This window comes from Streptomyces sp. DSM 116793 (genome assembly GCF_057320905.1).
The window spans coordinates 5,805,124-5,829,498 of record NZ_CM170494.1 but is presented as its reverse complement, the minus strand read 5'-3'; the positions used below and the strand labels follow the sequence as shown (position 1 = coordinate 5,829,498).

Sequence of the window (24,375 nt, the reverse complement as noted above, 5' to 3'; positions counted from 1 at the left end):
CCGTCGCCGTACCCACCGTGTGCGTTCGGTGCGCCGGCGCACAGAACGCGGCCCGCGGGGTCGGCCTGGCGGCCCCGATGACGCACACTGGACTCTCGTGACCTCGTATTCCCCCATACCGGCCCGGGTCGTGCTGCTGTGCGGTCCCTCGGGCTCAGGAAAGTCGTCGTTCGCCGCGCGCAGCGGCCTGCCCGTGCTCTGCCTGGACGACTTCTACAAGGAGGGGGACGATCCGACGCTGCCGCTGGTGCCGGGCTCGTCGGACATCGACTGGGACTCGCCCGCGTCCTGGGACGCGGCGGCGGCCGTCGCCGCGATCGACGAGCTGTGCCGCACCGGGCGCACCCGGGTGCCGGTGTACGACATCGCGAGCAGCGCCCGGGTGGGCGGGGAGACGCTGGACCTGGAGGGCGCCCGGCTGTTCGTCGCGGAGGGCGTCTTCGCCGCGGACATCCTGGCCGAGTGCCGGACGCTCGGGGTGCTCGCGGACGCGCTCTGCCTGCGGGGCCGGCCGTCGACGACGTTCCGGCGCCGGCTGCTGCGGGACCTGCGGGAGGGCCGGAAGTCCACGGCCTTCCTGCTGCGCAGGGGGTGGCGGCTGATGCGCGCGGAGCGCTCCATCGTGGCCCGTCAGACGGCCCTGGGCGCCCATCCGTGCGACGGCGAGGAGGCCATGGCGCGGGTGACGGCCGCGGCGGCGGACGGCGAGGTGCGGACGGCGTCGGCCTGAGCCGGCCCGTCAGACCACCGGCCCGAGCCGGCCGAGTTCGACCGCCCGCCCGACTCGGACCGTTCAACACCGGCCCGACTCCGCCTGTCACGGGGGCGGCCCGGGACAGCACGCGGGACCGGACGGACCCCCCGGCCCTCCGGTCCCGCGCTTCCCCCGGTTGTTACTTCCCCCCGGGTCTCCCCGTGGCTCCCCCGAACCCCGGGGATCCCCCCGCGAGGTGCCACCGCTCCCCCCGGACCGGCGGTCCCCCGTCTTTCCTCCCCCGTCGTCCGGCCCTCAGGCCGGGCCTTCAGGCGACCAGTTCGCCGAAGGACTCCTCCTGGTCACGGCCGAGGCTCAGCACCTCGTCGTCGCGCAGCCGGCGCAGCGAGCGCCAGATGCTGGACTTCACCGTGCCCACGCTGATGCCGAGGATGTCCGCGATCTCCGGGTCCGTGCGGCCCTCGTAGTAGCGCAGGACCAGCATGGTGCGCTGGAGTTCGGGCAGCCGCGCCAGCGCCTGCCACAGCACCGCACGGAGTTCCGTGCCGCGCATCGCGTCGGTGTCGCCCGCGGTCTCGGGCAGTTCCTCGGTCGGGTACTCGTTGAGCTTGCGCCGCCGCCACGCGCTGATGTGCAGGTTGGTCATGGTGCGGCGGAGGTAGCCGCCGACGGCGGCCTTGTCGCTGATCCTGTCCCAGGCCCTGTACGTCGAGAAGAGGGCGCTCTGCAGCAGGTCCTCCGCCTCGAAGCGGTCTCCGGTCAGGTGGTAGGCGGTGGCGTACAGGGAGGCGCGGCGCTCCTGGACGTAGGCGGTGAACGCCGCTTCGGCGTCCGGGGCCTCCTGTCCGGTGCTCCGCTCCCGCCGCTCCTCCCCGTACGCGTCGACCACCGTCATACAACCGGTGTGCTGACGCCCGATGCCGCGGGCGCACCCCCGTCCGCCGCCGGGCTTCTCGTGTTTTCCGGCGCTCCTCTGCACGGCATCGTGCAGACGCGTGACAACCGCGCTCGTCGCGGTGCTGTGCAGCGTGTTCATCTCGCGCCCCCCGTCGGTGGAGTTCCGGTCTCTTGCGATGTCCAAAAGACTGCCGCCGCGACTTCATGGCGGTGTCCGCCGACTGTCACAGGCCTGTCACAGGCGGGGGTGGGAGCCACCGTCTCCGGAACGCAACCGATAGTGACCCCGAAGACCAAGAGAAGGGAAGGAAAGTAAATAGGTGAACATATACCTTCTTTACTAACTAACTAGAGGAAGCATCGCGAATGGGGCGTGCCAGGGTGGGCCCGGCCCCGTCCCCCGATCGCCGCGAGGACCTCCGGGGATTGCGTCCTCGCAGGTCAGAGGCCCGTCATGGGTGAGTCATGGGTGGGTCCTGGGTGGGAGTGGCCCAACGGTCGAAACCCCGCGGCCCCATAGGTCAGAATGACGTCTGTGCCTTCCCTGTTGCTGATCGAGGATGACGACGCCATCCGCACGGCCCTGGAGCTGTCGCTGACGCGCCAGGGGCACCGTGTGGCCACCGCTGCCACCGGCGAGGACGGTCTGAAGCTGCTGCGCGAGCAACGGCCGGATCTGATCGTGCTGGATGTGATGCTGCCCGGAATCGACGGGTTCGAGGTGTGCCGTCGCATCCGGCGTACCGACCAGCTCCCGATCATCCTGCTCACCGCGCGCAGCGACGACATCGACGTCGTCGTGGGCCTCGAGTCGGGCGCCGACGACTACGTCGTCAAGCCCGTCCAGGGCAGGGTGCTCGACGCCCGGATCCGGGCGGTGCTGCGGCGCGGCGAGCGGGAGGCGAACGACTCGGCGACGTTCGGGAACCTGGTCATCGACCGCGCCGCCATGACGGTCACCAAGAACGGCGAGGACCTCCAGCTCACCCCGACCGAGCTGCGCCTGCTGCTGGAGCTCAGCCGCCGGCCCGGGCAGGCGCTGTCCCGGCAGCAGTTGCTGCGGCTGGTGTGGGAGCACGACTACCTGGGCGACTCGCGCCTGGTCGACGCGTGTGTGCAGCGGCTGCGCGCGAAGGTGGAGGACGTGCCGTCCTCGCCCACCCTGATCCGCACGGTGCGGGGGGTCGGCTACCGGCTGGACACTCCTCAGTGACCGATCTGCAGGACCGGGCCCGGGCCGCCGAGGACACCGGGCAGGACGCCCCCGAGGGGCCGGACGGCGCACGGCGGAAGGCACGCCGCACCCGGCGCAGCCGGCGCCGCAGCGGCAGCCTGCGGCTGCGGCTCGTCGTCGTCTTCGGCCTGGTGGCGCTCACCGCCGCGGTGTCGGCCTCCGGCATCGCGTACTGGCTCAACCGCGAGGCGGTACTGACCCGCACGCAGGACGCCGCGCTGGGCGACTTCCAGCAGGAGATGCAGACCCGCGCCGCCGTCCTGCGGCCGGGCCCCACGCAGGACGAGCTCCAGCACACCGCCGGCGTCATGGCCGACAGCAGCCAGCACTTCAGCGTGCTGCTGGTCGCCCAGGACGAGCACGGCAGGCAGATCGTGGGCGACTCCGACCTGGACGGCTTCACACTCCGGGACGTGCCGGCGGCACTGCGCAAGGCCGTGAACGAGCAGCAGGCCGTCGGCTCGCACAACAAGTACCCGTACCACATGTACTGGCAGCGGATCGTGGTGCACGACACCCCGTACCTGGTGGGCGGTGCGAAGGTGATCGGCGGCGGGCCCACCGGGTACGTGTTCAAGTCCCTGGAGCCGGAGGCCAAGGACCTCGACTCGCTGGCCTGGTCGCTGGGGATCGCCACCGCCCTGGCGCTGGTCGTCGCCGCGCTGCTCGCCCAGGCCGCCGCGACGACCGTGCTCAAGCCCGTGCACCGGCTCGGGGTCGCCGCGCGCCGCCTCGGCGAGGGCAAGCTCGACACCCGGCTGCGGGTGTCCGGCACCGACGAGCTCGCGGAGCTGTCGCGGACGTTCAACCGCACCGCGGAGGCCCTGGAGAAGCGGGTCGCCGACATGAGCGCGCGCGACGAGGCCTCGCGCCGCTTCGTCGCCGACATGTCCCACGAGCTGCGCACCCCGCTGACCGCGATCACCGCCGTCACGGAGGTGCTCGAGGAGGAGCTGGACGCCGAGAGCGGCGGCATCGACCCGATGATCGAGCCCGCGGTCCGGCTGGTCGTCAGCGAGACCCGGCGGCTGAACGACCTGGTGGAGAACCTGATGGAGGTCACCCGCTTCGACGCGGGCACCGCCCGCCTGGTGCTGGACGACGTCGACGTCGCCGACCAGATCACCGCCTGCATCGACGCCCGCGCCTGGCTGGACGCCGTCGATCTCGACGCGGAGCGCGGCATCGTGGCCCGGCTCGACCCGCGCCGCCTCGATGTGATCCTCGCCAACCTGATCGGCAACGCCCTGAAGCACGGCGGATCCCCGGTGCGGATCGCGGTGCGCACCGAGCGGCGCCCCGCCGGAGAGCGCGCCGGCGACGGGCGGCCGTACGGCGGCGAGCAGCGGGACGCCGCGATCTCCCGCGGCACCGGCGGCGCGGGCGAGGGCGGCACGGGGCACGCGCGCAGCGCGGAGGACGTCGTCATCGCGGTGCGGGACCACGGTCCGGGCATCCCGGAAGAGGTCCTGCCGCATGTCTTCGACCGGTTCTACAAGGCCAGCGCCTCCCGGCCGCGCTCGGACGGCAGCGGGCTCGGCCTGTCCATCGCCCTGGAGAACGCCCACATCCACGGCGGCGAGATCACCGCGGGCAACGCACCCGAGGGCGGCGCCGTCTTCACCCTGCGCCTGCCCCGGTACACGGTCCCGCCGGACACCACGGTCAAGACGGACAAGACAGGCAACACGCATAAGGCAGATCAGACAGACGGGACGGGCCGGCCGGAGGACCCGGAGGGCGGCGCCGAGGGCGCGCGGGGCGGTTCCGGCGCCGGCCGCGCGGACCAGGAGGCCGGTGCGCGCGACGCGGCACGGGCGGACAGCGACCCGGCACGGGCGGACACCGGGACGCAGGCCGGCACCGGGACGCAGGCGGACACCGGGACGCAGGCGGACACCGAAGGGGGCAGGCGATGAGGGCGGTCCGCACCGGCCGGAGAGCCGGCCGCACAGGCGGCCGGGCCGTGGCGGGCATCGCGGCACTGCTCGCGCTGCTGACCGGCTGCGGCATCCGGGCCACGGAGGTGCCGACGGACTTCGGTCCCGCACCGTCCCGGGCGCCCTGCGCGGTGTCGGGGCGGAGCGTGACGGCGGGCACGGCGCGGGGCATCCCGGTCCAGGTCTTCCTGGTGTGCAGCTCCCAGCTGGTCACGGTGGACCGCAGCGTGCGGATACCGGCCGGCCTCGCCGACGACCGGGTGCGGGTGGCGCAGACGCTCCTCGGCGAGCTGCGGAAGCGCCCGCCGACCCCGGAGCGGCAGGCCGGCTACACCACGGACGTCCAGGCCGGCACGACCGTCGGCGGCGGGCGCAAGGGGGATCCGGACGCGACGCTGCGGCTCGGTACGCCGCCGGATGAGCTGACCTCGTACGCGCTGGCGCAGATCGTCTGCACGCTGGCGAACTCCGCCGCGGCGGCGGACGACGGCTCCGTCGTCCTCGGCGGTCCCGACGGGGCTCCCCCCAAGCGGTACACGTGCACACCGGAGGTCCGCTCCCGCCCCGGCACCACGGCTCCGCCGACGGCGCCGGTGAGCGAGCGCTGACGCTCGCACCCTTGTGGTGCTGCGCCCCGGAAGGGGCGCGGGGAATCGCGCGCGCAACCACAGCGAAGCCGAAGACCGCCACCGTCCCAAGGGGGCTGTCTCTGCCGTCCCCGGACCACCGGGCGGTGGATGGCTGGTCGCGCAGTTCCCCGCGCCCCTTCCCGGGCGCGCCCTGCAAGGGGGTGGGGGCGGGTGCGGAACCGTCGGTACCCCTCGCCGCGTCCTCCGCTACGTGCAGCGTCAACCGTCCCGCGGCGTCACCACACCGACCCGCTACCGTGCGGCAGGAGCCATCCTCCTCGCCGCGCATCTCCTGGTCGTCGCCTGGATCACGCTGCGGCCGCTGGACGTGCCCTGGGTGAGCCCCGCCAATCTGCACCTGCTCGCCGGGATCAAGGCGGACCTGGCGCTCGGCCCCCGCGTGGCCACCCGGCGGATCGGCGGGGGCCTGCTGCTGCTCGCCCCGCTGGGGGTGCTGCTACCGCTGACCGGCGGCCGGCTGGCGGTCTCGCCGCTCGGCTCGCTGGTCCGTACGGTCGCCGCGGCCACGCTGCTCTCGCTCGGCATCGAGCTGCTCCGCACCGGGGTGCCCGGCCAGGTCGCCGATGTCGACGCGCTGCTGCTCAATCCGCTCGGCGTGGCCCTGGTGCACCTCGCCGTGGTGCCCGCCGCCAGGGCCAGGCTGCGCCGCAGGGCGGGCCTCGCGGCGCCGCGGCCCGGCCGCCACGAGCTTCACGAGGAGGCCCCCGGCCGTCCTGAGGAGACCTCCTGGAGGATCTCCGGCGGCCGCACCGGGAGCGGCTTTACCGAGAGTGGCTTCACCGAGAGCAGCCTTACCGAGAGTGGCCTTACCGAGAGTGATACCGCCGAGGGCGGCCCCACCGGGAGTCGCCCCGCCGAGGGTCGCCCCGAGGACGCCTCTCAGGGGCCGACCCCGACGATTCCGAGGGTTCGGATAGCCCCGTAGAGCGACGGCACGACGGGCCCCGCGGCCCTAGCGTGGAAGTCGGAGAGGCCGGCCGTACGGGGCCGCCTCAAGCGCACGACTTCCGCGAAGGAGTACCTGATGACCTCCCTGGCCCGCCCCACCCACGGACGGATGATCGGCGGGGTGTGCGCGGCGCTGGCCCAGCGCTTCGGCACCTCCGCGCGCACCATGCGCATCCTCTTCCTGGTCTCCTGCCTGCTGCCGGGACCGCAGTTCCTGCTCTACCTCGCGCTGTGGATCCTGCTGCCCGGCGAGAAGCACGTCCGCCAGGCCTGGTGAGCCGCGCGGACGGGGTGCCAGGCGCCGTCCCGTGAGGACGGCACCGGGCACCCCGTCCCGTGGGGCGCGGTGCGCCGACGCGCGCGCCGTGCCGGTCAGAGCGGCAGGGCGCCCGCAGGCGTCAGGGTGTGCACCCGGTCGGTCGGCAGGCCGCCGAGCAGCTGGCGGGCCTGGCGGACCGGCCCGGTGCCGCCGACGACCTTCTGCGCGGACTGGACGGTCGGGTTGAGGGTGGTCCCGAGGGAGTTCGGCGCACTCGGCAGCTGCTGGGTCGCCATGCCCAGTGCGGCGGCCGGGTCCGGCACGGCCGCCTGGGCCGCGCCCGTTCCCGCGGCGGCGAAGACGGCGCCGAGCGCGGCGGCACCGAGAGTCTTGACGGTGGACTGCTTCATGGTCACGTGCGTCCTTCGACAGGGGCTTGAGCGGTCCCCGAACGTATCCGGACCCACCCAAGTCCGCAATCACCGGAACAACCGCTTATTTCCGTTTCTTCTGCTCGGCGGGTGCCCGTCGGGGCGGCCGGACGGACGGCGCGGGATCAGCCGCGGGACCCCGCGGTGGCGCTGGTGGCGGCCGCGTCACGGAACAGCCAGTCGGACTTCAGCTCGGCGAACCCCGGCTTGATGACGTCATTGATCATGGCCAGTCGTTCATCGAAAGGAATGAACGCCGACTTCATGGCATTGACGGTGAACCACTGCAGGTCGTCGAGCGTGTATCCGAAGGTCTCGACCAGGTGCTCGAACTCACGGCTGACGCTGGTGCCGCCCATCAGCCGGTTGTCGGTGTTGACGGTGACCCGGAAGTGCAGCTTGCGGAGCAGCCCGATGGGGTGCTCGGCGTAGGAGGCGGCGGCGCCGGTCTGGATGTTGGACGTCGGGCACATCTCCAGCGGGATCCGCTTGTCGCGGACGTAGGAGGCCAGACGGCCGAGCCGCACCCGGCCGTCGTCGCCGGTCTCGATGTCGTCGATGATGCGCACCCCGTGCCCGAGCCGGTCCGCGCCGCACCACTGGAGCGCCTGCCAGATGGACGGCAGGCCGAAGGCCTCGCCGGCGTGGATGGTGAAGTGGTTGTTCTCCCGCTTGAGGTACTCGAACGCGTCGAGGTGGCGGGTGGGCGGGTAGCCCGCCTCCGCGCCGGCGATGTCGAAGCCGACCACGCCCGCGTCCCGGTAGTGGTTGGCAAGCTCGGCGATCTCCAGGGCGCGGGCCGCGTGCCGCATCGCGGTCAGCAGCGCGCCGACCCGGATGCGCAGGCCCCGCTCGCGGGCGCGCCGCTCGCCCTCGCGGAAGCCCGCGTTGACCGCCTCGACGACCTCGCTCAGGGCGAGGCCCGCCTCCAGGTGCTGCTCGGGGGCGTACCGCACCTCCGCGTAGACCACCCCGTCCTCGGCCAGGTCCTCGGCGCACTCGGCGGCCACCCGGGCCAGCGCGTCGGCGGACTGCATCACGCCGACGGTGTGCGAGAACGTCTCCAGGTACCGCTCCAGGGACCCGGAGTCGGCGGCGGCCCGGAACCACTCGCCGAGCCTGCCGGCGTCCGTCTCCGGCAGGCCCCGGTATCCGGCGGCGTCGGCGAGCTCCACGACGGTGCCCGGGCGCAGCCCGCCGTCCAGGTGGTCGTGGAGCAGCACCTTGGGGGCGCGGCGGATCTCGTGCGCGGTGGGAGCGGTGGGGATGGCATGGTTCTGGATGGGCTTGCTGGTCATCTTTCGCACTCTATCTCCTACGCGCGTAGACAAGCCCCCGCACCGGGTCGATACGTAACAGTGATCGCGCGGACGGGTGGCGTACGCCACCGCTTCTGACACTGTTCTGCCATGGCACAGCAAGCGACGCCGGTGCGCGCGGCCAGGCTGGGGAGGGCGGTCGGCTCCGAGCCGACGAGGGTGGGAGGCGTGGTACTGCTGCTGCCGCGCGGCACCGAGGTCTCCGCACGCCGGCCCGCGCCGCTGACCACGGCATCCCTGCGCGCCCTGGGGCGCGCCCTCGTCCACGCCGGCCGCCCCGACGGCCTGGCCGCGCACGTCGTGCACTACCGCTACCGGGGCTGGAACGGCGCCCAGGCCCAGCTCGCCCACGACGCCTCCTGGGCCGCCGACGAGGCCGTGCGGCGCTACGGGGACGTGCCCGTCTGCCTGGTGGGCACCGGCATGGGCGGGCGGGCCGCGCTGCACGCGGGCGGGCACGATGCCGTCAACTCGATGGTGGCACTGGCCCCTTGGCTGCCCGAGGACGACGTCGCCGCCTCGCCCGAGCCGGTCAAGCAGCTCGCCGGGCGGCATGTGCTGATCGTGCACGGCACCAACGACGAACGGACGGACCCCGAGCTGTCGTTCCGGCTGGCCGCACGCGCGAAGAAGGCCAATCGGGACGTGTGCCGCTTCGAGGTGCACTCCGACGGGCACGGGCTGCGCCAGTACCGTTCCGAAGTCACCGCGCTGGCCACGGACTTCGTGCTGGGCGCACTCTTCGGGCACCCGTTCTCGCGCCCGGTGCAGGACGCGCTCGCGGCGCCACCGCCCCTCGGGCTGCGGATGCCGCTGGCGTCGGGGTTCCGCGGGTCGCCCCGGCGGGCGGCCCGGGCCCGCTGAGGCGGGGCGGGCCGGGAGTCCGCTTGGCGGGGCGGACCGGGAGTCCGCTGAGGCCGGGTGAGTCGGGAGTCCGCTGAGGCCGGGTGGGGCGAGGGGCTGTCGAGGCCGGGTGGGGCGAGGGGCTGTCGAGGTCGTGCGCCGAGGGCCCCTGAGACGGGGTGGGTCAAGGGGCCCCGAGGCCGGGTGGGGCGAGAGCTCCCGATCGAAAGCCCGCTGCGACGGGCGGGTTGCAGGCCGGACGGCCCCTCAGCGGGGCAGCAGACGGTCCCTGCGAGACAGCAGGAAGCGCTTGAAGGCGGCCACCGGGGGCGTGTCCTCACGGCCCTCCAGCCAGGCCACGCCGATCTCGCGGGCCGCGCGCGGGGCGGTGACGGTCAGTTCGACCACGCCGGGGCGGGGCACCGGGGGCGGCGGCAGCAGTGCGACGCCGAGCCCGGCCGCGACCAGGCCGCGCAACGTCTCGGTCTCCTCCCCCTCGAACGCGATCCGGGGCCGGAACCCCGCCGCCCGGCACAGGTCGTCCGCGATGCGCCGCATCCCGTAGCCGGGCTCCAGCGTCACGAAGGCCTCGTCCGCGGCCTCGGCGAGCCTGACCCGCCGGCGGCCGGCGAGCCGGTGGTCGTCGGGCACCACCAGGTGCAGCCGCTGCTCGTCGAGCCGGCGGGCGACGAGGCCGGGGGCGGTCGGCACCGGCGAGGTGAGGCAGAGGTCGAGCTCGCCGGCGCGCAGCCGCTCCAGCATGGCCTCGCCGTAGTTCTGCACCAGGCTGAAGCGGATGCCCGGGTGGTCCGCGCGGAAGGCGCGGATCAGGCCGGGGACGGTCTCGGAGCCCATGGTGTGCAGGAAACCGAAGGCGACCTTGCCCGTGGCCGGGTCGGCGTCGGCGCGTACCGCCTCCGCTGCGCGCTCCACCTCCCCGAGCGCACGCTCCACGGACGCCAGGAAGGTGCGTCCCGCCGGGGTGAGCGAGAGCGCACGGCCGCGCCGGGCGAACAGGTCGACGCCCAGGTCCCGTTCGAGGCGCGCGAGGGCGCGGGAGAGCGTGGACTGCGGGACCTGCATCTCCTGCGCGGCACGCGTGACGTGCTCCCTGCGTGCCACCCCCGCGAACTGCGCCAGCCGGGGCGCCAGCAGGCTCACGATATCTTCCGGATCACCTGTGGAGGAATTCCGCACGGATGACCTCGCCTCATGCGTCATAGGATCGATTGAAGCAGTTTCATGCATTGGACGCATCAACCGGGCGGTCGTACGTTCGAGGCATGCCTGCTGATGATTCCGGTGCGCCGGCCGCCGGCGCCTCCGCTTCCGACGGCCGGGAACCCGCCGGCGACCACCGCGAACCCGGACCCGGACCCGCCCCCGAGCCCGGCACCGGTTCCGACTCCGGCCCTGGCCCCGACTCCGGCCCCGACTCCGGCCCCGGCTCCGGCCCGGGTTCCGACTCCGGCGCGGCGGACGGTGACGACCGGCTCGCGCCCGGCGGGCCCGGCTACCGCAGGATGAGCGTGGCGCTGTTCCTGGCGGGTGTCGCGACGTTCGCGCTCCTCTACTCCACGCAGGCGCTGCTGCCGGTGGTCTCCGCCGACTTCGGGGCCAGTGCGAGCGCGGCGAGCTGGACGGTCTCGGCGGCGACCGGCGGGCTGGCGCTGAGCGTGCTGCCGCTGAGCGCGCTGTCGGAACGGTGGGGCCGGCGGGCGGTGATGACCGGCTCGCTGGCCGTCGCGGTGGCGCTGGGGCTGCTGGTGCCTCTCGCGCCGTCGGTCGGGGCGCTGGTCGCGCTGCGGGGCGCCCAGGGCGCGGCGCTGGCGGGGCTCCCGGCGTCCGCGATGGCGTACCTCGCCGAGGAGGTCAGGCCGCAGGCGCTGGTCGCCGCGGTCGGGCTGTTCGTCGCGGGCAACAGCATCGGCGGCATGAGCGGCCGCATCATCTCGGGCTGGATCGCCCAGGCGGTCGGCTGGCGGTGGGCGGTCGGCGCGATCGGGCTGATCGCGGTGGTGTGCGCGGTGCTGTTCCGTGCGCTGCTGCCCGCGCCGCGGCGAGGGCGCGGGGCCGGGGCTGCCGCGAGCGGGGCTGCGGGGGATCGCGCGAGCGGGGCTGCGGGGGATCGCGCGAGCGGGGCTGCGGGGGATCGCGCGAGCGGTCGGGAGGCGGCCGGCGGCGCGGGGGCGCTGGTGCGTGCCGTGCGCGACCACCTGGCGAACCCGCTGCTGCGGCGGCTGTACGCCATCGGCGCGCTGTTCATGATGGTCTTCGGCGGCTCGTACACCGTTATCGGGTACCGCCTGAGTGCCGCGCCGTTCTCACTCCCGCAGGGCATCATCGGGTCCGTCTTCCTGGTCTACCTCGTCGGCACGGTCTCCTCGGCGACGGCCGGGCGGCTGGTGGACCGGCTGGGCCGGCGCGGCGCGCTCTACCTGGCCGCCGGCACCACCGCCGCCGGTCTGCTGGTGTCGCTGGCGAACGGGCTGGTGCCGGTCCTGCTGGGCCTGGTCCTGATCACGGCCGGCTTCTTCGCGGGCCATGCGGTGGCGTCCTCCGCGGTCAGCAGGACGGCGCAGCACGGCCGCGCCCAGGCCTCCGCGCTGTACCAGTCGGGGTACTACATCGGCTCCAGCGCGGGCAGCGCCCTCGGCGCGGTCGCCTTCCGGGCGTCCGGCTGGCCCGGCATGGTGGCGCTCGGGCTGCTGGCCGTCGCCGGCGTCGTCCTGATCACACTGCGCGGCACAAGGGCTGCGCGCCGGGGGCGGGCGGCGACCGCGGCCGAGGACGGGGCCGACGGCGGAACCGCCGGAACGGGGGCCGGGGCCGCCCGCCGCTCACCCTCCGCCGCCCGCTCCTGACCGCGCGTACGGCGACTCGCCCGATCCCCGCCTTCCGCGTCACCATCGAAGGACAAGGGGAACGCACAGGTACGGCGGACCGGCGAAGGGCACGACAAGGGGCGGACGAACAACCCGTTCGCACCTCTTTGCACGGGTATGTCGCAGGCCGAGGGCCGTTGTCAGTGGGCTGCTGTAGCTTCCGCAGTACGGGAGTCAGGGGCACCGCGGACCCGCGGCGCAGCACGGGCTCACACACGCGAAAGGTCACAGGGGTGGGCGATGAGCGACACGACGGCGACGACGGCGGATGCGACAGACCTCGACAGGCGCCTTGAGCAGTACCGTACGGAGCTGACCGGCTACTGCTACCGCATGCTGGGCTCGTCCTTCGAGGCGGAGGACGCGGTGCAGGACACCATGGTGCGCGCCTGGCGTGCCTACGACCGCTTCGAGGGCCGCTCCTCCCTGCGCTCCTGGCTCTACCGCATCGCGAACAACGTCTGCCTCGACCATCTGAGCGCAGGGAACCGAAGGGCCCGCCCCATGGACCTGACCGAGCCCCAGGCCGCCGCGTCCGCGGTGCTCAGGGAGCGCCCGGAGCCGACCTGGCTGGAGCCCGTGCCGGACGGCCGGGTGCTGCCCGCCGCCGCGGACCCGGCCCAGGCGGCGGTGGCCCGCGAGTCGGTGCGGCTGGCGTTCGTGGCGGCGCTGCAGCACCTGCCGCCGAAGCAGCGCTCCGTGCTGATCCTGCGGGAGGTGCTGGCCTGGCGGGCCAGCGAGGTCGCGGAGCTGCTGGACACCTCGGTCGCGTCGGTGAACAGCGCCCTGCAGCGCGCCCGCGCCACCCTCGCCGCGGCCCGGGTCAAGGACACCGAGCCCCTCAAACCGATGGACGAGGAGCAGCAGAGGCTCCTGGAGCGCTATGTGCGGGCCTTCGAGGGCTACGACATGGAGCAGCTGACCGCGCTGCTCCACGAGGACGCCGTGCTGTCCATGCCGCCCTACGACCTCTGGCTGCGGGGCCCGCGCGAGATCGAGGCGTGGATGCTCGGCAAGGGCGCGGGCTGCCGGCACTCCCGCCTGCTGCCCACGGTGGCGAACGGCACGCCGGCCTTCGGCCAGTACCGCCCGGGCGCGAGCGGGTCCGGGCACGACGCCTGGGCGTTGCAGGTCGTCGAGGTGTCAGGGGGGCGGATCACCGGCCTCACCTCGTTCCTGGACACCGCACGGCTGTTCCCCGCCTTCGGGCTCCCGCTCCATCTCGAGGCGGAGGCCGACGAGGGCCAGTAGCCCACCCAGCCCGGGGGCGGGGTTCCGGATCCGGATCCGGCCCCCGGCGCGCCGCGCGGCCAGCTCCAGCCGTGCCAGCACCTCGACGGCCCCCAGCCCGGTCCCCCCGAGCGCCCCCGCATCACACACGACCACCCCGCCACCCGCCTCCGCCACACGGGCACGCACGACGGCACAGAGCCGTGCCAGGTCCTCCGGCCCGGCATGGGCGGGCAGGACGAGCGGGTCCGAGGCGAGGGCATCCACACCGGGTAGACCGGGCAGGGGCCCGGACCTCATCGGTTCCCGCCCCCGATTCGGCCCGAGGAGCCGTCAACTCTCAGGCGTCCGCGGGGAACACGCTCGTGTCGAGGTCGAGCCCGAAGGGCTCCGGGAGCTTGATCGTGTCGCCGAACTTCCCTGCCGTCAGTACGCGATAGACGTCGCCCTTGGGCTCCCCGTACAGCGTGACGGTGGGGCCCCCCGGGGCCCAGGCGTCGATGAGCAGGTACAGGGGGATGCCGGCGGAGGCGTAGGCGGCGGCCTTGGTGATGCGGTCGGTACTGGCGTTGGACCTGGAGGTGATCTCCACTACCAGTTCGGCGGCGGTGGCGGGGATGTGATTGCCACCTTCAGCGCGCAGCGCAGTGCGTGGCGCCACGAGCAGATCCGGCACGTAAAGCCCGTCCCTGTAAGGCAGAGCGGTGCCCTGCGTCTGGTACACGCCCCAATCCTCGGGAATCACCTGGTAAAGACGGCGCTGTACGCAGTCGGCGATGTCATTGTGGGCGTTGGACGGCGGTGGTGTCACGGTGACGATCCCCTCGATGATCTCCACCGTGCAGCCCTCGGGTGCGTCCGTCTCCTCCCAGATACGGACCAGGTCCTCCCACTCGTGACCGTGGGCCGTCGAGTGGTCGACAGTGAGTGCGCTCAAGGCGGTTCTCCAATCAGTGCGTCACCGACTACAGCATGCCGAACGGCAGCACAGCCGGTCCACTGAACACGTTCACCCGAAAGGCATATAGCAGGATCAGGCAATCCGTTCCCGCACGATCGGGGCCTTCGGCACCTCCGTGCCCAGGGGTGCGATGTCGTAGGCCGTGGTGAGGGCCTCGGTGGCGTAGTCGAAGCGGTCGGGGGTGTCGGTGTGGAGGGTCAGCAGGGGGGCGCCCTTGGTGACCTGGTCGCCGGGCTTGGCGTGGAGTTCGATGCCCGCGGCGGCCTGGACCGGGTCCTCCTTGCGGGCCCGGCCCGCGCCCAGGCGCCAGGCGGCGACGCCGACGTCGTACGCGTCGAGCCGGGTCAGCACCCCGGTGGCGGGCGCGGTGACGATGTGCTGGGCGCGGGAGGTGGGCAGCGGGGCGTCCGGGTCGCCGCCCTGCGCGCTGATCATGCGGCGCCAGGCGTCCATCGCGGAGCCGTCGGCCAGGGCCTTCGCGGGGTCGGCGTCCCCGAGGCCGGCCGCGTCCAGCATCTCGCGGGCCAGTGCGAGGGTGAGTTCGACGACGTCCGCGGGGCCGCCGCCGGCCAGCACCTCCAGGGACTCGCGGACTTCGAGGGCGTTCCCCGCGGTCAGCCCCAGCGGGGTGGACATGTCGGTGAGCAGGGCGACCGTCCGCACCCCGTGGTCGGTGCCGAGGCCGACCATCGTTCTGGCGAGTTCGCGGGCGTCCTCGACGGTCTTCATGAACGCGCCCGTGCCGACCTTCACGTCGAGCACCAGGGAGCCCGTGCCCTCCGCGATCTTCTTCGACATGATCGACGAGGCGATCAGCGGGATCGACTCCACGGTGCCGGTGACGTCCCGCAGCGCGTACAGCTTGCGGTCGGCGGGCGCGAGGCCGTCACCGGCCGCGCAGACCACGCAGCCGGCGGAGCGGAGGACGTCCAGCATCTCGGCGTTGGTCAGGCGGGCGCGCCAGCCCGGGATGGACTCCAGCTTGTCGAGGGTGCCGCCGGTGTGGCCCAGGCCGCGGCCGGAGAGCTGCGGGACGGTGGCTCCGCAGGCGGCCACGAGCGGGGCGAGGGGGAGGGTGATCTTGTCGCCGACGCCGCCGGTGGAGTGCTTGTCCGCGGTGGGGCGGGGGGTCGCCGTCGTTCCCGCGAGGGCGGTGGTGATGTCCAGGCGTTCGCCTGAGGCGATCATGGCCGCCGTCCAGCGGGCGACCTCCCTGCGGGTCATGCCGTTCAGGAGGATGGCCATGGCCAGGGCGGACATCTGTTCGTCGGCGACGGTGCCGGCGGTGTAGGCGGCGATGATCCAGTCGATCTGGGCGTCGGTGAGGGCGCGCTTGTCGCGCTTCGCGCGGATGATCGAGATGGCGTCCATCGCGTCTGCCTCCTGTTTGTCGTGTTTTTTGCGCAGTTCCCCGCGGCCCCTGGTGGGTGCGTCCTGCTCGTCGTCCGGCTGCGGGTTCGTCGTGGACTTCTGCGCAGTTCCCCGCGCCCCTGGGACCGGGTGTCCTGCCGGTGGTCCGGTGCCTGTCCGTCGTGGCTTGCTGCCTACCTCAGGTGGTCCGGGCCGAAGGCATCGGGGAGGAGTTCGCCGAGCGTGCTGAAGCCCTTGGGGGTCTCCAGGACGAGGGTCGGGCCGCCGAACTCGTAGAGGAGCTGGCGGCAGCGGCCGCACGGCATCAGGATCTCGCCGTCGCGGTCGACGCAGGTGAAGTGGGTGAGCGTGCCGCCGCCGGTGCGCAGCAGGTCGGAGACGAGGCCGCACTCGGCGCACAGCCCGAGCCCGTACGAGGCGTTCTCGACGTTGCAGCCGGAGACCGTGCGGCCGTCGTCCACCCGGGCCGCGGCGCCCACCGGGAAGCCCGAGTAGGGGGCGTAGGCCCGGGACATCGCGTCCCGGGCCACCGCGCGCAGGGCGGCCCAGTCGGCGTCGGCCGCGTACGGGGCGGAGCCGCCGGAGTCCGTGCCGTCGTCCGTCCGCCGCCCGCCGCCCTGCGTCACGTGCCCTGTCCCTTCCGGTAGCGCATGCCGTCGGCCCTGGGCATCCGCAGGCGCTGCGCGGAGAGCGACAGCACCAGCAGGGTGACGACGTACGGGGTGGCGCCGACGAAGTCGCCGGGCACCGTGTCCGTCAGCAGGTACCAGACCAGCACGAGTACCGCGACCACCGCGCTGGTCACGCCCTGCCACAGGGCCTTGCGATACAGCTTCCAGCCCGCGAGCAGCGCCAGCAACACGACGAGCAGGAGCAGCAGGGCGTGCACGGTCTCGCCACCGTTGCGCAGTTGGAGCGCGTCGGCGAAGCCGAACAGGCCCGCGCCCATGGCGAGCCCGCCGGGCCGCCAGTTGCCGAAGATCATCGCGGCGAGGCCGATGTAGCCGCGGCCCCCGGTCTGGCCCTCCAGGTAGATGTGCGAGGTGACCAGCGCGAGGAAGGCGCCGCCGAGCCCGGCGAGGCCGCCGGAGATCGCGACGGCGGCGTACTTGTACGAATAGACGTGCACGCCGAGGGACTCCGCGGCGACCGGGTTCTCGCCGCAGGACCGCAGCCGGAGCCCGAACGCGGTGCGCCACAGCAGCAGCCAGCTCCCGACGAACAGCAGCACCGCGATGACGGTGACCACGGAGAGGTCGGTGACCAGGCCGCCGAGGACGCCGGCGAGGTCGGAGACGAGGAACCAGTGGTGGTTCTGCAGCGACATCAGAGCGTCGGACAGGCCCGGCACCGTGATGTCGCCGAGCGATCCGGACGGCGGGGACTGCTTGGGGTTGCCGCCCTTGGCCGCGGCCTCGCCCGTCGCGAAGGAGAGCTTGGCGAGGTACTGGGTGGCGCCGAGCGCGAGGAGGTTGATCGCCACACCGGAGACGATGTGGTCGACGCCGAACGTGATGGTGGCGACGGCGTGCACCAGGCCGCCGAGCACCCCGAAGCCGATGCCGCAGAGCAGGCCGAGCCAGGGGTTGGTCTGCCAGCCGAGCCAGCCGGCGCCGAAGGACCCGAGGATCATCATGCCTTCGAGGCCGATGTTGACGATGCCGGCCCGTTCCGACCAGAGGCCGGCCAGGCCCGCGAGGCCGATCGGCACGGCGAGGCCGAGCGCGGCCCCTATCTGGCCCTCGGAGGTGAGCTGGTCGGAGCCGGTGACGATGCGCACCAGGGAGACCAGCACGAGCGCGGCGCCGACGACGAGGAGGACCCGGGAGAAGGTCCAGCGGGTGCCGCGCCGGCCCCCCGCCGCGGGTGCCGCGGCCGGCGGCGTCTCGGGCGCCGTGGTCTGGGTGGTCATCGCGCCACCTCCTGCTTCTCGGTGGGGACGGCGGTGGCGGCCTGGGCGGCGGCCAGCTCGGCGCCGACGCGCTGCTGCTGGCGGCGGAGCCCGTAGCGCCTGACGAGTTCGTAGGCGATGACCACGCAGAGCACGATGACGCCCTGGATGACGCCGAGGATCTCCTTGTCGTAGCCCTGGAACTCCAGGTGGTTCGTGGTGCGCTCCAGGAAGCCCCAGAGCAGCGCGCCGAGCGCGATGCCGACCGGGTGGTTGCGGCCCAGCAGCGCGATCGCGATGCCGGTGAAGCCGACGCCCGCGGGGAAGTCGGTGCTGAACTGGTGGCTGTCGTTGAGCAGCGTCGGCATGCCGATCAGGCCGGCCACCGCACCGGAGATGATCATGCTGATGGCGACCATCTTCTTCACGCTGACGCCACTCGCCGCGGCGGCCGTCTCGGAGCGGCCGACGGTGCGCAGGTCGAAGCCGAACCGGGTGCGGCCCAGCACGAACCAGTAGACGACGCCGACCAGCGCGGCGATCACGATGAAGCCCCACAGCTCGCCGGCCGGCCCGGTGTCGAAGCTGAAGAAGTACGAGGACGCGGGCAGCGGCTTGGTGGAGACGAGGGTGCCCGCCTGGTCGAGCTGGCCGAGTTGCTCGGGCTGGAGGAGGTAGGCGATGACGGCGGTGGCGATGGAGTTGAGCATGATCGTGGCGATCACCTCGCTGACGCCCCGGGTCACCTTGAGGACGCCGGCGATGGCCGCCCACAGCGCTCCGGTCGCCATCGCGCACAGGATGATCAGCGGCACGGCGACGATGCCCGGCAGGCTGAGCGCGCCGCCGAGCACGGCCGCGAAGAACGCGGCGAGCCGGTACTGCCCGTCCACGCCGATGTTGAACAGGTTCATCCGGAAGCCGACGGCCACCGCGACACCCGCGAGGTAGTACGTCGTTGCCTTGTTGAGGATGTAGACCTGGCTGTCGCTCGCGGTGCCGTAGGTCACCATGTCGTTGAACGCGGCGACCGGGTCCTTGCCGGTGGCGAGGATCACCAGGGTCGTGACGACGAGCGCGGCGACGATCGCCAGCACCGGCGCCGCGACGGCGAGGAACAGCCGCTCCCTGTCGATGCGTGAGGTCAGGTTCTTCATCGGCGGTCGTCCTCGGCGTCCTCGGTGGCGTCGGTGGCGGCGTCCGCGGGGGCCTCGGTGGCGGCGGGGTCCGCAGGGGCGTCGGTGGTCCCGGTGGCCGCCCGCGCCGCGGTCCCGGCGGCCTCGCCGGTCTGCTGGGCGGGCACGTCCGCGGCCGGCGCGGGGGCCTCGGCCGGGTGTTCCAGGTGCCCGGAGGCCGCGCCGGTCATCGCGGAGCCCAGTTCCTCGGGGGTGATGGTGGCCGGGTCGGCGTCGGCGACCAGCCTGCCCCGGTACATCACGCGCAGCGTGTCGGAGAGGCCGATCAGCTCGTCCAGGTCCGCGGAGATCAGCAGTACCGCGAGGCCCTCGCGGCGGGCCCTGCGGATCTGGTCCCAGATCTGCGCCTGGGCGCCGACGTCCACACCGCGGGTGGGGTGGGCGGCGATGAGCAGCTTGGGGCGGTGGCTCATCTCGCGGCCGACGATCAGCTTCTGCTGGTTGCCGCCGGACAGCGACGCGGCCGTCACCTCGATGCCGGGGGTGCGCACATCGTAGTCGGCGATGATCCGCTCGGTGTCGGCGCGGGCCGCCTTGGTGTCGATCAGTCCGCCGCGGGAGTTGGGCCGCTCGGTGACGTGGCCGAGGATCCGGTTCTCCCACAGCGGGGCCTCCAGCAGCAGGCCGTGCCGGTGGCGGTCCTCGGGGATGTAGCCGACGCCGCCCTCGCGGCGGCGCCGGGTCGGGGCGTGGGAGATGTCCCGCCCGTCGAGGGTGATGGTCCCGCTGTCGGGGTCGCGGATGCCCATCACGGCCTCGACCAGCTCGGACTGTCCGTTGCCCTCCACGCCCGCGATGCCGAGCACCTCGCCGTGGTGGATGGTGAACGAGATGTCGTCGAGGATGATCCGCTCGACGCCGTCCAGGTCGGTCTGCGTCAGCCGCAGCGACGCCACGTCGAGCATCGGGGTGTTTGTGACCGTGGACTCCTCGGTCTGCGGCGAGGGCAGCTCGCTGCCCACCATCAGCTCGGCGAGCTGCTTGGACGTGGTGGTCCTGGGATCCGCAGTGCCGACGGTGGTGCCGCGCCTGATGACGGTGATCTCGTCGGCGACGGAGAGCACCTCGCCCAGCTTGTGCGAGATGAAGATGACGGTGAGGCCCTCGGACTTCAGCTCGCGCAGGTTGTCGAAGAGCGCCTCCACCTCCTGCGGGACGAGCACGGCGGTCGGCTCGTCGAGGATCAGGGTGCGCGCGCCGCGGTAGAGGACCTTGAGGATCTCCACCCGCTGGCGGTCGGCGACGCCCAACTCCTCGACCAGCACGCCGGGCCGCACGCCGAGCCCGTAGGCGTCGGATATCTCGGTGATCCGGGCGCGGGCCCGGGCACCGATGCCGTGCAGCTTCTCCGCGCCGAGGACGACGTTCTCCAGGACGGTGAGGTTCTCGGCGAGCATGAAGTGCTGGTGCACCATGCCGATGCCGCGCGCGATGGCGTCAGCGGGGGTGTGGAACGAGGCCTGCTCGCCGTCGACCGTGATGGTGCCCTCGTCCGGCTTCTGCATGCCGTAGAGGATCTTCATCAGGGTGGACTTGCCGGCGCCGTTCTCCCCGCAGAGGGCGTGCACGGTGCCGCGGTGGACGGTGATGTCGATGTCCCGGTTGGCGACGACGCCCGGGAAGCGCTTGGTGATCCCGCGGAGTTCCACGGCGGGAGGGCTTGAGGCGTTGATGGCGCACTCTCCATCACAGGGGGCAGCAGGAGGGACGGCTCGTCCGGGCGGGGGCGGCGGGCTCTCGGCGGGCGGGCGTGCAGGCAGTGGCGTCGGCGACGCTAGCGCGCGGGGCGGGGGCGGATCACGGGGCGTTGGCACATTGTTATGGCCCGGCGCGGGGGCGTCGAGCGTCTCCCCGCGCCGGGCCAGGTGGGTGGGGCTCCCGGGCCCGGGGTCCCGGCCCCGGCGCGGTCGCCGGCGCCGGGCCGCCGCGGGCGGCCGGGAACCTGCCTCACGGGGTGGTCTTGACCTTGATGTCGCCGTCGACGATCTTCTTCTTGGCCGCGTCCAGCTTGGGCTGGATGTCCTTGATGAAGCCGCCGCTGGTGGCGAGCGAGACGCCGTCCTTGGCGAGCGAGTAGGTGCTGGTGCCGGTCTGCGGCTTGCCGTCGTGCACCGACTTGATCAGGTCGTAGACGCCGATGTCGACGTTCTTGACGACCGAGGTGAGGATCGAGCTCTTGTACTGGGCGAGACCCGGGATGTTGTACTGGTCGGAGTCCACGCCGATCGCCCAGGCGCCCTTGACGCCGTGCACGGCCTCGATCGCGCCGTTGCCGGAGCTGCCCGCCGCGGTGTAGATCACGTCGGCGCCCTTGTCGAGCATGCCCTGCGCGGCCTCCTTGCCCTTGTCGGGACTGCTGAAGCCGGAGGTGTCGGAGCCGTGGCTGAGGTACTGCCGCTCGACCTTGATCTTCGGGTCGGTGTCCTTGACACCCTGCACGAAGCCCGCCTCGAACTTCTTGATCAGCGGGACGTCGACACCGCCGATGAAGCCGACGTGGTCCTTCTTGGTCTTCAGCGCCGCGGCGACACCGGCCAGGTAGGAGCCCTGCTCCTCGGTGAAGACGATGCTGTTGACGTTCTTGGCGTCGACCACGGAGTCCACGATGCCGAACGTGGTCTTCGGGTACTCCTTCGCCACCTTGGTCATCGACGAGGCGTAGGCGTAGCCGACGCCGATGATCGGGTTGTAGCCTGCGTCGGCCATGTCCGTGAGGCGCTGCTCGCGGTCGGCCTCGGTGTCGGTGTCCTTGGCGGTCAGCTCCCTTATCTGCCCGCCGAACTCACTCTTCGCCTTCTCGCCGCCACGGGCCGCGGAGTCGTTGAAGGAGCGGTCACCACGGCCACCGACGTCGAAGGCGATGCCTATCTTCAGGCCACCCTTGCCGCCGGAGCCCTTGTCGGAACCGGACTCCTTCTCGGAGGACGTACTGCCACACGCGGTGGCGGAAACTGCGAGGGCTGCGGACGCGAGACACGCAGCGGCGATCTTGGCTACCCGGCGCAAGAAAGGCTCCTTCAACCTGACCTGAAGCGCCACTTCACGGCGCTGGTTTCCCGCCGCATCGTAACGCGCGTAGATGCCAGATAAGGCAGTCTTGCGAAGCCGTTACCGGATCGACGCGAACCCTGTCGGGAACGGTCGGCGAGTGGCCGGGGACCATCGGGTGAACTACCGCCGAGAAACAGCGAATTCCGGCCACCGGGGTGACGGGGACCGGAATCAGGGGATGCGGAGGGATGGCCGACGGGTGGCGGCGCCCTCGCGGCGGCGGGCGTTCGGCCGGCCACCGGGGAATCGTTCAGAGGCGACGACGAGACACGCTCAGGAACGCCGGGAAGCGTTCAGAAGCGGTCGGCGTCGAGCAGGGCGGCGGCCGTGAAGAGCTCCACACCGACGTCGATCGCGGACTCGTCGGCGTCGAAGTCGCCCTGGTGGAGGTCGCGCGAGAGGCGCTCACCGGGGGTGCGCACACCGAGCCTGGCCATGGCGCCCGGCACCTGCTCCAGGTACCAGGAGAAGTCCTCGCCGCCCAGGCTCTGCACGGTGTCCTCGACGGACCGGGTACCGCGCCGGGCGGCCATGGCGTCGTGCAGCAGTTCGGTGACGAGCGGGTCGTTGACGACGGGCGGCACCCCGCGGATGTAGTTGATCTCCGACTTGGCCCGGTAGAGGCCGGCGATCTCGTCGATCGCGGCGTGCACCAGATCGGGCGCCTGCCGCCAGGCGTCCAGGTCCAGGCAGCGGACGGTGCCGGACAGCTCGGCGTGCTGCGGCACCACGTTGCAGGCGTGGCCCGACTCGATGCGGCCCCAGGTGACGGCGAGCCCCGAGCGGGCGTCGACGCGGCGGGCGACCAGCATGGGGACGTCGGTGGCGACCCGGGCGGCGGCGGTGACCAGGTCGGTGGTCAGGTGCGGGCGTGCGGTGTGCCCGCCGGGGCCGTCGAGCGCGATCTCGAGACGGTCGCATGCGGACGTGATCGGCCCGTGCCGCAGCCCGATCCGGCCCGCGTCGACCTTGGGGTCGCAGTGCACGCCGATGATCCGGCCGACGCCCTCCAGCACCCCGGCGTCGATCGCGTCGGGAGCGCCGCCCGGCAGCACCTCCTCGGCCGGCTGGAAGATCAGCCGCACGGGCCGCGGCAGGGCGCCCTGCCGGTGCAGCTCGGCGAGGACGAGGCCGGCGCCCAGCACCACGGTGGTGTGCATGTCGTGGCCGCAGGCGTGCGCGCGGTCGGGCACCGTGGAGCGGTAGACGCAGCCGAGCTTGGTGTCCGGGATGGGCAGCGCGTCGATGTCGGCGCGCAGGGCCAGCATCGGCCGGGCGGGGCCGTCGCCCGGGGCGGCACCGATGTCGCAGACCAGGCCGGTGCCGGTGGCCAGCACACGGGGCTCCAGACCGGCGAGTTCCAGCCGGGCCTTGAGTGCGGCGGTGGTGCGGAACTCCTGGTTGCCCAGCTCGGGATGCATATGCAGATCGCGCCGAAACGCCACGAGCTCGGCGCGGAGTTCCCCGGACAGCGTGCCGGGCAGTGCGGCGCCGGGCAGCGGGCCCGGCGGGTCGGCTTCCCCAGGCAGATCGGCCGGAGACTCGGAGGACGTTAGCTGGTTCACCCTTTGAAGGGTAGGCCCCTTTGGGGATCCGCCACCTCTCGATCACCGTAATTTCGGCCATGCGGCCGCGAAGAATCGTCTCTGCCTTGCATGATCTGTCGAGGGCATGGGTATAAACACGATTTTTATCGCTCGGCGGCGGCCGACGGTCGCTCGGCGGCGGCCGACGGTCGCTCGGCGGCGGCCGACGGTCGCTCGGCGGCGGCCGACGGTCGCTCGGCGGCGGCCGACGGTCGCTCGGCGGTGGCTCGGCGGCTGGCTCGGCGGGCGAGGGTGCCCCGGGAGCGGCGCGGGGCTGTGTCCTAGGGGTGCCTCCCACGCCCTTGAGGCAGTGGGGGAGGCTCCGCCGCATGGCCGCGACCAGCCGCGGACCCGGCAGCGGACGGTGGGCCGGATGATGGTCCGCGGCCACACCGGGACGCGCCCGCCGAGACGTACCCGCCGCGGTCCGAGAACGCCATGGAACTGCGGGCCGGCGCGGCGTGGCTCATCCTGCGGGCCGGCGGCCCGGCTCACGGTGCGCGGCCGGCCCGGCCACCTGCCCGCCTTCGGCACCACCGGCCGGGTCCGGCTCGCCGGGTCCGGCTCGCCTTCCCGTCGCCCTGCCGGGGCACGGCGCGCCGCCCGGGGCGAGCGCGGGGCGGTGGGTGGCCGGTGCGGTGTTCGCCGCGCCCGCCGCGGCGTGGGTGATCATCGCCCAGGGGCGGTGAGGCCGGCGACCGGAGCGGCACGTCCGTTCCGCGGCGGCGGCTCTTCGGGGCGCGGAGCGTACCGTGCGCCGTGCTGATGCGGTGTCACGCCGTCCTACGCCACCTGCGGTTTGCGGCTTCATAACGGCCCGGGGAGGCCGTGGGGCCCGGGCCCCGGGTGCGGGATGATCCTAGGGTCCGCCCGGGGCTCCGCGCCGGGCGGGCACGGCCGGGCCGTACGGTACACAGCGTTCGTGCGGTGCTCGTTACGGTGCCCGGCCCGGGTACGTACGGGGTCAA

At 73.1% G+C, this 24,375-nt stretch carries 20 protein-coding genes and 2 pseudogenes; 9 read left to right on the top strand and 13 right to left on the bottom strand.

Annotation, left to right across the window (positions count from 1 at the left end; all coding sequences use genetic code 11):
• Positions 1-97: 97 nt before the first annotated feature.
• On the top strand, positions 98-730 hold the full coding sequence (locus ACSMXW_RS22885) for a uridine kinase family protein (protein WP_485798917.1): 633 nt from the start codon (positions 98-100) through the stop codon (positions 728-730).
• 292 nt (positions 731-1,022) lie between these two features.
• Here ACSMXW_RS22885 and ACSMXW_RS22880 read toward each other — a convergent pair whose 3' ends face one another.
• The gene (locus ACSMXW_RS22880) at positions 1,023-1,751 is read right to left on the bottom strand and encodes a SigE family RNA polymerase sigma factor (protein WP_485798916.1); all 729 of its coding nucleotides are present in this window, start codon (positions 1,749-1,751) and stop codon (positions 1,023-1,025) included.
• 396 nt (positions 1,752-2,147) lie between these two features.
• Between ACSMXW_RS22880 and afsQ1 the strand changes: the two genes are divergently transcribed.
• The 5 genes and pseudogenes from afsQ1 to ACSMXW_RS22855 all read left to right on the top strand — a co-directional run bounded on the left by afsQ1 (position 2,148) and on the right by ACSMXW_RS22855 (position 6,661).
• Positions 2,148-2,825: a two-component system response regulator AfsQ1 gene (gene afsQ1 / locus ACSMXW_RS22875; RefSeq protein WP_255955886.1), complete on the top strand. Its 678-nt coding sequence runs from the start codon at positions 2,148-2,150 to the stop codon at positions 2,823-2,825.
• Positions 2,822-4,501, top strand: a pseudogene (locus ACSMXW_RS22870) (ATP-binding protein); the annotation flags it as partial. The gene afsQ1 and the pseudogene ACSMXW_RS22870, both read left to right, overlap by 4 nt.
• 260 nt (positions 4,502-4,761) lie before the next feature.
• On the top strand, positions 4,762-5,394 hold the full coding sequence (locus tag ACSMXW_RS22865; protein WP_485798914.1) for a hypothetical protein: 633 nt from the start codon (positions 4,762-4,764) through the stop codon (positions 5,392-5,394).
• A 232-nt stretch (positions 5,395-5,626) separates the two neighbouring features.
• Positions 5,627-6,148: pseudogene (locus ACSMXW_RS22860) on the top strand (VanZ family protein); the annotation flags it as partial.
• A gap of 312 nt (positions 6,149-6,460) precedes the next feature.
• Entirely contained in the window at positions 6,461-6,661 is a 201-nt protein-coding gene (locus ACSMXW_RS22855; RefSeq protein ID WP_485798912.1) for a PspC domain-containing protein, read from the top strand.
• A gap of 95 nt (positions 6,662-6,756) precedes the next feature.
• Here ACSMXW_RS22855 and ACSMXW_RS22850 read toward each other — a convergent pair whose 3' ends face one another.
• The gene (locus tag ACSMXW_RS22850; RefSeq protein ID WP_485798910.1) at positions 6,757-7,053 is read right to left on the bottom strand and encodes an ATP-binding protein; all 297 of its coding nucleotides are present in this window, start codon (positions 7,051-7,053) and stop codon (positions 6,757-6,759) included.
• 146 nt (positions 7,054-7,199) lie between these two features.
• Positions 7,200-8,372 (bottom strand): adenosine deaminase, encoded by a 1,173-nt coding sequence (locus ACSMXW_RS22845; protein WP_485798908.1) that lies wholly within the window; start codon positions 8,370-8,372, stop codon positions 7,200-7,202.
• 111 nt (positions 8,373-8,483) lie between these two features.
• On the opposite strand from ACSMXW_RS22845, the gene ACSMXW_RS22840 reads away from it, so the two are divergent.
• A complete protein-coding gene (locus ACSMXW_RS22840; protein WP_485798907.1) occupies positions 8,484-9,257 on the top strand; it encodes a prolyl oligopeptidase family serine peptidase in 774 nt (257 codons plus the stop codon).
• A gap of 246 nt (positions 9,258-9,503) precedes the next feature.
• Here the strand turns inward: ACSMXW_RS22840 and ACSMXW_RS22835 are convergent, their stop codons facing one another.
• A complete protein-coding gene (locus tag ACSMXW_RS22835; RefSeq protein ID WP_485798905.1) occupies positions 9,504-10,457 on the bottom strand; it encodes a LysR family transcriptional regulator in 954 nt (317 codons plus the stop codon).
• 302 nt (positions 10,458-10,759) lie between these two features.
• Here ACSMXW_RS22835 and ACSMXW_RS22830 point away from each other — a divergent pair, with 302 nt between their 5' ends.
• Together ACSMXW_RS22830 and ACSMXW_RS22825 are read left to right on the top strand one after the other, a co-directional pair.
• Positions 10,760-12,100: an MFS transporter gene (locus tag ACSMXW_RS22830; protein WP_485808228.1), complete on the top strand. Its 1,341-nt coding sequence runs from the start codon at positions 10,760-10,762 to the stop codon at positions 12,098-12,100.
• 261 nt (positions 12,101-12,361) lie between these two features.
• The gene (locus ACSMXW_RS22825) at positions 12,362-13,372 is read left to right on the top strand and encodes a sigma-70 family RNA polymerase sigma factor (protein ID WP_485798903.1); all 1,011 of its coding nucleotides are present in this window, start codon (positions 12,362-12,364) and stop codon (positions 13,370-13,372) included.
• On the opposite strand, the gene ACSMXW_RS22820 is transcribed toward ACSMXW_RS22825, so the two are convergent.
• The 9 genes from ACSMXW_RS22820 to ACSMXW_RS22780 all read right to left on the bottom strand — a co-directional run bounded on the left by ACSMXW_RS22820 (position 13,265) and on the right by ACSMXW_RS22780 (position 23,386).
• On the bottom strand, positions 13,265-13,651 hold the full coding sequence (locus ACSMXW_RS22820; protein ID WP_485798901.1) for an STAS domain-containing protein: 387 nt from the start codon (positions 13,649-13,651) through the stop codon (positions 13,265-13,267). The two genes, ACSMXW_RS22825 and ACSMXW_RS22820, sit on opposite strands and share 108 nt — an antisense overlap.
• 40 nt (positions 13,652-13,691) lie before the next feature.
• Positions 13,692-14,288, bottom strand: coding sequence for a Uma2 family endonuclease (locus tag ACSMXW_RS22815; protein WP_485798900.1), 597 nt, complete (start codon positions 14,286-14,288; stop codon positions 13,692-13,694).
• 96 nt (positions 14,289-14,384) lie between these two features.
• Positions 14,385-15,683, bottom strand: coding sequence for a thymidine phosphorylase (locus ACSMXW_RS22810; RefSeq protein WP_485798898.1), 1,299 nt, complete (start codon positions 15,681-15,683; stop codon positions 14,385-14,387).
• Positions 15,684-15,856: 173 nt separating this feature from the next.
• Entirely contained in the window at positions 15,857-16,309 is a 453-nt protein-coding gene (locus tag ACSMXW_RS22805; protein ID WP_485798896.1) for a cytidine deaminase, read from the bottom strand.
• On the bottom strand, positions 16,306-17,595 hold the full coding sequence (locus ACSMXW_RS22800; RefSeq protein WP_485798894.1) for an ABC transporter permease: 1,290 nt from the start codon (positions 17,593-17,595) through the stop codon (positions 16,306-16,308). Before ACSMXW_RS22800 ends, ACSMXW_RS22805 begins: the two co-directional genes overlap by 4 nt.
• Positions 17,592-18,731, bottom strand: a complete 1,140-nt coding sequence (locus ACSMXW_RS22795) for an ABC transporter permease (protein WP_485798893.1) — start codon at positions 18,729-18,731, stop codon at positions 17,592-17,594. The genes ACSMXW_RS22800 and ACSMXW_RS22795 overlap by 4 nt, the downstream gene beginning before the upstream one ends.
• Positions 18,728-20,419 (bottom strand): ABC transporter ATP-binding protein, encoded by a 1,692-nt coding sequence (locus ACSMXW_RS22790; RefSeq protein WP_485798891.1) that lies wholly within the window; start codon positions 20,417-20,419, stop codon positions 18,728-18,730. Before ACSMXW_RS22790 ends, ACSMXW_RS22795 begins: the two co-directional genes overlap by 4 nt.
• Positions 20,420-20,717: 298 nt before the next feature.
• The gene (locus tag ACSMXW_RS22785) at positions 20,718-21,776 is read right to left on the bottom strand and encodes a BMP family lipoprotein (RefSeq protein ID WP_485798889.1); all 1,059 of its coding nucleotides are present in this window, start codon (positions 21,774-21,776) and stop codon (positions 20,718-20,720) included.
• A gap of 338 nt (positions 21,777-22,114) precedes the next feature.
• Positions 22,115-23,386: an amidohydrolase gene (locus tag ACSMXW_RS22780; protein WP_485798887.1), complete on the bottom strand. Its 1,272-nt coding sequence runs from the start codon at positions 23,384-23,386 to the stop codon at positions 22,115-22,117.
• Between the last annotated feature and the right edge of the window lie 989 nt (positions 23,387-24,375).